Here is a 4,082-nt window from a genome sequence, read left to right as displayed (position 1 = left end):
CGGGAGCTGTCGGTTCTCGTTGCAACCGCCCACATCACCGAGCGCCAATCGCGAATGTCGACGTCATCGTCAACGACGATGAGAAGCTTTGTATAGGTGAACTGTGGCAGCATCGACCATAGGCCGAGCATCACGCGTCGGGCCTGGCCGGGATAGCTTTTCCTGATCGCGATGATCGCGATCCGGTACGAACTGGCCTCGGGCGGAAGAAAGCAGTCGATCACTTCGGGGAATTGCCGGCGCACCAGCGGCACGAACACGCGGTTCAGCGCTTCGCCGATCCGGGATGGCTCATCGGGCGCGCGCCCGGTGAAGGTTGAGAGATAAAGCGGTTTGCTCCGCATGGTGATAGCCGTCACCCGCAGCACCGGAAATTCTTCGACCGCATTATAGTAGCCGGTGTGATCGCCATAGGGACCTTCCGGCGCGGTTTCGGTCGCTGACACAAAGCCCTCGACGACGATTTCCGCGTTGGCGGGCACCGAGAGCGGTACGGTACGGCAGTTCACAAGCTCCGGCCGTTCGCCGCGGAGGATTCCCGCAAAGCGCAGCTCGGAGACACCCTCCGGTAGCGGCATCACGGCGCTGAGAATGGTAGCAGGATCGGCGCCAATGACGACAGCGACTGGCATGGCACGGCCGAGTGCCTTCCATTGCCGGTGATGGCGGGCGCCGCCGCGATGCGTGAGCCAGCGCACGATGGCGCGGTCGCGGCCGAGCACCTGCATCCGGTAGACACCGACATTTTCCGGATCGGCCGCCGACGGCTCGGGCGGGATGGTGATCACCAGCGGCCAGGTGACCAGCGGGGCGGGCTCGCCCGGCCAGCAGATTTGCGCCGGCAATATGCTGAGATCGACGGCGTCCCCGATCGCCATGCATTCTTGCACAGCGGCTGCGGACCGGGTCCGCGGCCTTGTGGCGAGTGCAGCCCGTGCCAAGGGCAGCTTGCGCCATGCCTCTTTGGCGCTATGCGGCGGTCGAGGGGCTCGAAGCTCGGCCATCAGCTCGCCCAGCGCTTCCAGCCGGTCCGGCGTGGTCCCAAGTCCCCAGGCGATCCGCTCGACCGTGCCGAACAGGTTGGTCACGACAGGTACGCCGGACGGTTCACCGTCGGCTTTGATCGGGCGTTCGAACAGGAGCACCGGCCCGGAATCGCAAATGACACGGCGATGGATTTCCGTGATCTCGTGGACCACCGAGATCCTTTCGCGAATGCGTCGCAATTGCCCCTGACTTTCAATGAAGTGCAGGTAATCCGAGAGCCCGCAGAAGCGAGGAATATCACGCCGCAAGGAGAACATCTCCAAAAGGAAATAAACCTGCCCGGAACTATCTTGATCTTCTTTGTTCTGGGTCAAAAAGCATCTGCGCAAATCTGTCCAAATATCGAAATGCTTCCTTTCTTCGCTTCGTCTCCAGAGTCGCTGCCGCTAATTCCGGCCTTTCTGGGAAATTTGATCCGTCCACTACCGTTGTTGCCGCTGGAATTCGCTCTTGCCGGCGTGTTGGACCATATCGGCAAGAACCATCCGCATCTCCTGGACCGGCTTGGGCAGCATAGGGGCAAGCGGTTCGGCATTGCGCCGATCGATCTACCAATCGTCTTCATCGTCGAAGCAGCGGCGCCGCGACCCCGTCTCACCGTGATGCGCGAGCTTCCGGACGGACTTGACGTGCGAATTTCGTCATCGCTCGCCAATTTGCTTGCCCTGCTCGAGGGTCGCCTCGACGGCGATGCGCTGTTGTTTTCGCGCCAACTCGCCATCGAGGGGGATGTCGAAGCGTTGCTTGCGCTGCGCAATGCGATCGACGATGCGCGTCTCGATCTGGCTTTCGAAATCGGCAGCCTGTTCGGGCCCTTTGCAGAGTTGGTCGAACGCCTTTTCGGAAAGGCGCGCGACGTCGCCCTGCGTTCGATTTCCTCACCTCGGGGGAGTGAATGATCGAATTGATTTGTCCCGCCGGGACGCCGGCGGCGCTTAGGACAGCCGTTGAGGCCGGCGCTGATGCGGTCTATTGCGGATTCAACGACGAAACAAACGCGCGGAATTTTCCGGGACTGAATTTCAGCCGGGACGAGCTTGGCGAAGCGATCGCTTTCGCGCATGTCCGCGGCGTCAAGATCCTGGTTGCCATCAACACCTTTCCGCGTGCTTCGGCGGTCGATCTGTGGCGGCGTGCCGTGGATGATGCGGTCCAGGCAGGCGCAGACGCGCTGATCCTGGCCGATATCGGACTGATGGATTATGCCGCACGCCGGCACCCCGACCAGCGCCTGCATGTCTCGGTGCAGGCGGCCGCTGCCAACCCGGATGCCATTTCGTTTTATGTCGGGACATTCGGCGTACGGCGTGTGGTTTTGCCTCGGGTCCTCAGCGTAGCGGAAATCGCCGAGATCACGCGTGAAATTGATTGCGAGACCGAGGTCTTCGTGTTCGGCGGCTTGTGCGTCATGGCTGAGGGGCGTTGCTCGCTCTCATCCTACGCCACCGGGAAGTCACCCAACATGCAGGGGGTTTGTTCGCCCGCGAGCCATGTCGCCTATGAGCAGACAGCCGCGGGGACCACCTCTCGTCTCGGCCGGTTCACGATCAATCGCTTCGAAGCGGGCGAAGCCGCGGGTTATCCGACGCTCTGCAAAGGCCGATTTTCCACCGAATACGGGGCAGGCTACATCTTCGAGGATCCGGTCAGTCTCGACGCAACGACCCTGCTGGCGGGACTGCGCGACGCCGGCGTCACCGCGCTGAAGATCGAAGGCCGGCAGCGCGGGCGAGCCTATGTTGAGGGCGTGGTGCGCCATTTCCGCGATGCACTCAAAGTGCTCGAAATCGGCGGTGAGGCCGACGTCGCGCGTCTGAGGCCATTCACCGAAGGGCAGGCGACGACCGTTGGCGCCTACCGCAAGACGTGGCGATAGGCAGCAAACAGCGAGGCGGGAGAGCATCTGATGCAATTCAGTCTTGGACCGATTCTTTACAACTGGGCCCCCGAACAGTGGCGGGATTTTTACTTTCGTATTGCCGATGAATCGTCGGTCGATACAGTGGTTATTGGTGAAATCGTCTGCTCCAAGCGGGCGCCGTTCTTTGCCCCGCATCTCGCTGCAGTCCTCGAACGCCTGCAGGCCGCCGGCAAGCAGGTATTGCTCGGCTCGCTCATCCTGGTTTCGCAGCGACGCGAGCGGCGCCAGACAGAAGAACTTGCGCAGACCTCCGATTTCCTGGTTGAGGTCAACGACATCACCTGCCTCAAATCGCTGGCCGGGCGGGCGCATGCGATCGGACCCTTCATCAATGTCTACAACGAGGCGACGGGTGTGTTTCATGCGGAGCGGGGCGCTAGGCGCCTGTGCCTGCCTCCGGAATTGCCGCTGTCATCCATTGCGGCGATCGCTGCTGCGCTTCCGCACGCCATGGTCGAGGTTTTTGCTTTTGGCCGGGTGCCCTTGGCGATCTCGGCGCGCTGCTATCATGCGCGCATCCACAAGCTGCACAAGGACAATTGCCGCTTCATTTGCGACAAGAACCCGGATGGTCTGGTGTTGAATACGTTGGCGAACGAAGAGTTTCTCACGATCAATGGCGTTCAGACGCTTTCCCACAGCGTCGCAAATCTCCTGGGCGATATCGACGCGCTGAAGCTGGCCGGCGTCGGCTCACTGCGGCTGTCTCCCCAGGATTGCGATATGGTCGGCGTCGTCGAGGTGTTCCGCGACGTCGTAGAAGGCCGCGAGGATGCAAACGGAGGCAACCTCCGCCTGTCGCGAATCTATCCGCATGCGGCTTTCTCAAACGGTTTTCTGCATGGAAAGGCGGGCTTTTCCTATATGGGCCCCCTTGTTCCGACCTGATATGTGCTCGTCCGATCGAGGTCTGCGATGTCTACCGTGCCTTACGCCAAGAACCCTGAAGTGCCACGATCACGCGCGCCGGTTCTCGCTGCGCTCGTCTATCCTGAGGACAAGTATCCCGCTGAGGCCTTCGACGCGCTCGTTGAGTCATGTCGCAGGCGCGGAATGTCGCTCGCGGGTGTGCTGCAGCACCTGACCGATGCGGCGCCAAATCGACGATGCGACA

General features: G+C 61.5%; 5 protein-coding genes. 4 read left to right on the top strand and 1 reads right to left on the bottom strand.

Annotated features, from left to right (window positions below; all coding sequences use genetic code 11):
- Positions 1–1,199, bottom strand: a 1,199-nt coding sequence (locus NEZ08_RS02520) for a UbiD family decarboxylase (protein ID WP_298102962.1), incomplete at its 3' end; no start/stop codon positions are given.
- On the opposite strand from NEZ08_RS02520, the gene NEZ08_RS02515 reads away from it, so the two are divergent.
- The 4 genes from NEZ08_RS02515 to NEZ08_RS02500 all read left to right on the top strand — a co-directional run.
- Entirely contained in the window at positions 1,173–1,946 is a 774-nt protein-coding gene (locus NEZ08_RS02515) for an SCP2 sterol-binding domain-containing protein (RefSeq protein WP_298102959.1), read from the top strand. The two genes, NEZ08_RS02520 and NEZ08_RS02515, sit on opposite strands and share 27 nt — an antisense overlap.
- Entirely contained in the window at positions 1,946–2,923 is a 978-nt protein-coding gene (locus tag NEZ08_RS02510; RefSeq protein WP_298102964.1) for a peptidase U32 family protein, read from the top strand. The genes NEZ08_RS02515 and NEZ08_RS02510 overlap by 1 nt, the downstream gene beginning before the upstream one ends.
- 30 nt (positions 2,924–2,953) lie before the next feature.
- Positions 2,954–3,856 carry a U32 family peptidase gene (locus NEZ08_RS02505; RefSeq protein ID WP_298102956.1) on the top strand — a complete coding sequence of 301 codons (903 nt, stop codon included), beginning with the start codon at positions 2,954–2,956 and terminating at the stop codon, positions 3,854–3,856.
- Between the two features lie 27 nt (positions 3,857–3,883).
- Positions 3,884–4,082, top strand: a 199-nt coding sequence (locus NEZ08_RS02500; protein WP_367278358.1) for a DUF2478 domain-containing protein, incomplete at its 3' end; no start/stop codon positions are given.

The organism is Bradyrhizobium sp. (assembly GCF_027451485.1).
Lineage (GTDB): Bacteria > Pseudomonadota > Alphaproteobacteria > Rhizobiales > Xanthobacteraceae > Bradyrhizobium.
This window is presented reverse-complemented; position numbering and strand designations above follow the sequence as displayed.

Bases quoted from the DNA above. Each gene is read 5' to 3' on its own strand.
- NEZ08_RS02505 (WP_298102956.1), top strand. From the start codon at position 2,954: ATGCAATTCAGTCTTGGACCGATTCTTTACAACTGGGCCCCCGAACAG.
- NEZ08_RS02515 (WP_298102959.1), top strand. From the start codon at position 1,173: ATGGATTTCCGTGATCTCGTGGACCACCGAGATCCTTTCGCGAATGCG.